Raw genomic sequence first — 1,763 nt, forward strand, 5'->3', positions numbered from 1 at the left:
GGGCGTTGGCGGCGTTCTGCTTCACCGTGGCGGTCATCTCCTCCATGCTCGAGGCGGTCTCCTCCAGCGACGAGGCCTGCTGCTCGGTGCGCGACGACAGGTCCTCGTTGCCCGCGGCGATGTCCCGCGAGGCCGGGCGCACCACCGCGACGCTGCGATCGACGTCCCGCACGATGCTGCCCAGGCTCTTGCGCATGGCGTCGAGCATCGCCATCAGCTCGCCGATCTCGTCGTTGCGTCGGCTGGGCAGGGTTGCGCCCAGGTTGCCCGACGAGATCTGCAGGGTGAACTGCTTGGACTCGCGGATCGGTCGGCGGATCGCGCGCATGCTCAGCACGCCCATCACGATCAGCAGCACCAGCCCCACCAGTACCAGCGCCACCTGGAGCAGGAACATGCGGTGCTTTTCGGCCTCGGCAGCGGCTACCATGGTTTCCGCCTGGCGCTGCTTGGCCTCGACCAGCGTGTTGAGCATCTTGCCCAGGCGCTGCCCCATGGGCACCAGGGTATCGTTGAAGGCGGTGTAGGCCTGGTAGAAGTCGCCGTTGTTGAGGCTGCTGGTGATGGTCTCCAGGCCCTCGGTGCGGTAGGCCTCGAGCGCCTTGCCGAAGGCGGCCGCCGTTTCGGAGTGGTTGACGTCCCGCGCCATGAACTCGCCCCACAGGTCCTGCAGGCTGCCCGTCAGCGTCTCGACCTTGGCCGTGACCACCTCCATGTCGCCCGACATCGGGTTGCTGACCGGGTCGGCCACCAGCTCGCGTCCCTGGTTCACCAGCTGGTCGATGCGCTGCAGGCGGGCGACATCCTTGAGGCCATTGCTGTTGACGGCATGCAGCCGATCGGACGTGGCCTGCAGCGCGTAGAGCCCCATCCCGCTGGCCGTGCCCAGCAGCAGCAGCGCCAGCACGATCATCGAGGCCATGCGCCCCTGCAGAGAACGCAACCGCAGGCGCCGCAGACGACCGCGCAGTCCGCTGCGCACCAGCCGCCCCCGGTCGAGGCGGAAGCCGCTGGGCCTGCCGGCCCGGATGTCGGCATAGACCCGCTCGGCCTGCTCGCAGGCCGCCGGGTCGGCCTTGACCCGCACCGAGGCGTATCCCAGCAGTTCACCGTTTTCGATGATCGGCGTTGCACTGGCGTCCACCCAGTAGTGGTCGCCGTTCTTGCGCCGGTTCTTGACCAGCCCGTGCCAGGACTCGCCGGCCTCGATGGTTTCCCACATGTTGGCGAAGGCGGCTTCCGGCATGTCCGGATGACGCACGATGCTGTGCGGTGCGCCGATCAGCTCGTCGCGCGAAAAGCCGCTGACCTCGACGAAGGCCGGATTGGCATAGGTGATCCGTCCCTTGAGATCGGTTCGCGAAATCAGGTAGTGCTCGTCGTCGAGCCGGTATTCACGCTGTGTAACGGGCTGATTGTCTCGCATGTCGTCCTAGTTCCTGCTGGTTCGGAGGCATTCCGGGGCGTCGCTTCAGGCGCCGCCGCTAGAACGTCTCCCATTCGTTATCGTCGTGCTGAACCACCGGCCGCGAGACTGGCTCGGGGCGCCCCAGCGCCGGGGCCGCCGCCCCGCCCTGCTTGCGGGCCTGCGCGGCGCGGAAGCGGGTCTCGCGATCGACCTGCTCCCGGCCGCTGCCGCTCAGGCGCAGCACGCCGATCGCCTCGGCCAGGCGCATCACCTGCTCGTCGAGCTCGCGGGCGGCGCGCGCCGAGGTCTGCACGCGCTCGGCATTCTGCTGGGTGACCTCGTCCATCTGCGCCAC

The 1,763-nt window shown here is 68.4% G+C and carries 1 protein-coding gene and 1 pseudogene; both read right to left on the bottom strand.

What is annotated here, in order from left to right:
* Positions 1 to 1,426: methyl-accepting chemotaxis protein (locus KGQ91_RS16690; RefSeq protein ID WP_318010304.1), on the bottom strand; the 1,426-nt coding region annotated here is incomplete at its 3' end.
* A gap of 58 nt (positions 1,427 to 1,484) precedes the next feature.
* A pseudogene (locus KGQ91_RS16695) lies at positions 1,485 to 1,763 on the bottom strand (methyl-accepting chemotaxis protein); the annotation flags it as partial.

This window comes from Modicisalibacter tunisiensis, from assembly GCF_020148005.1.
Taxonomy (GTDB): domain Bacteria; phylum Pseudomonadota; class Gammaproteobacteria; order Pseudomonadales; family Halomonadaceae; genus Modicisalibacter; species Modicisalibacter tunisiensis.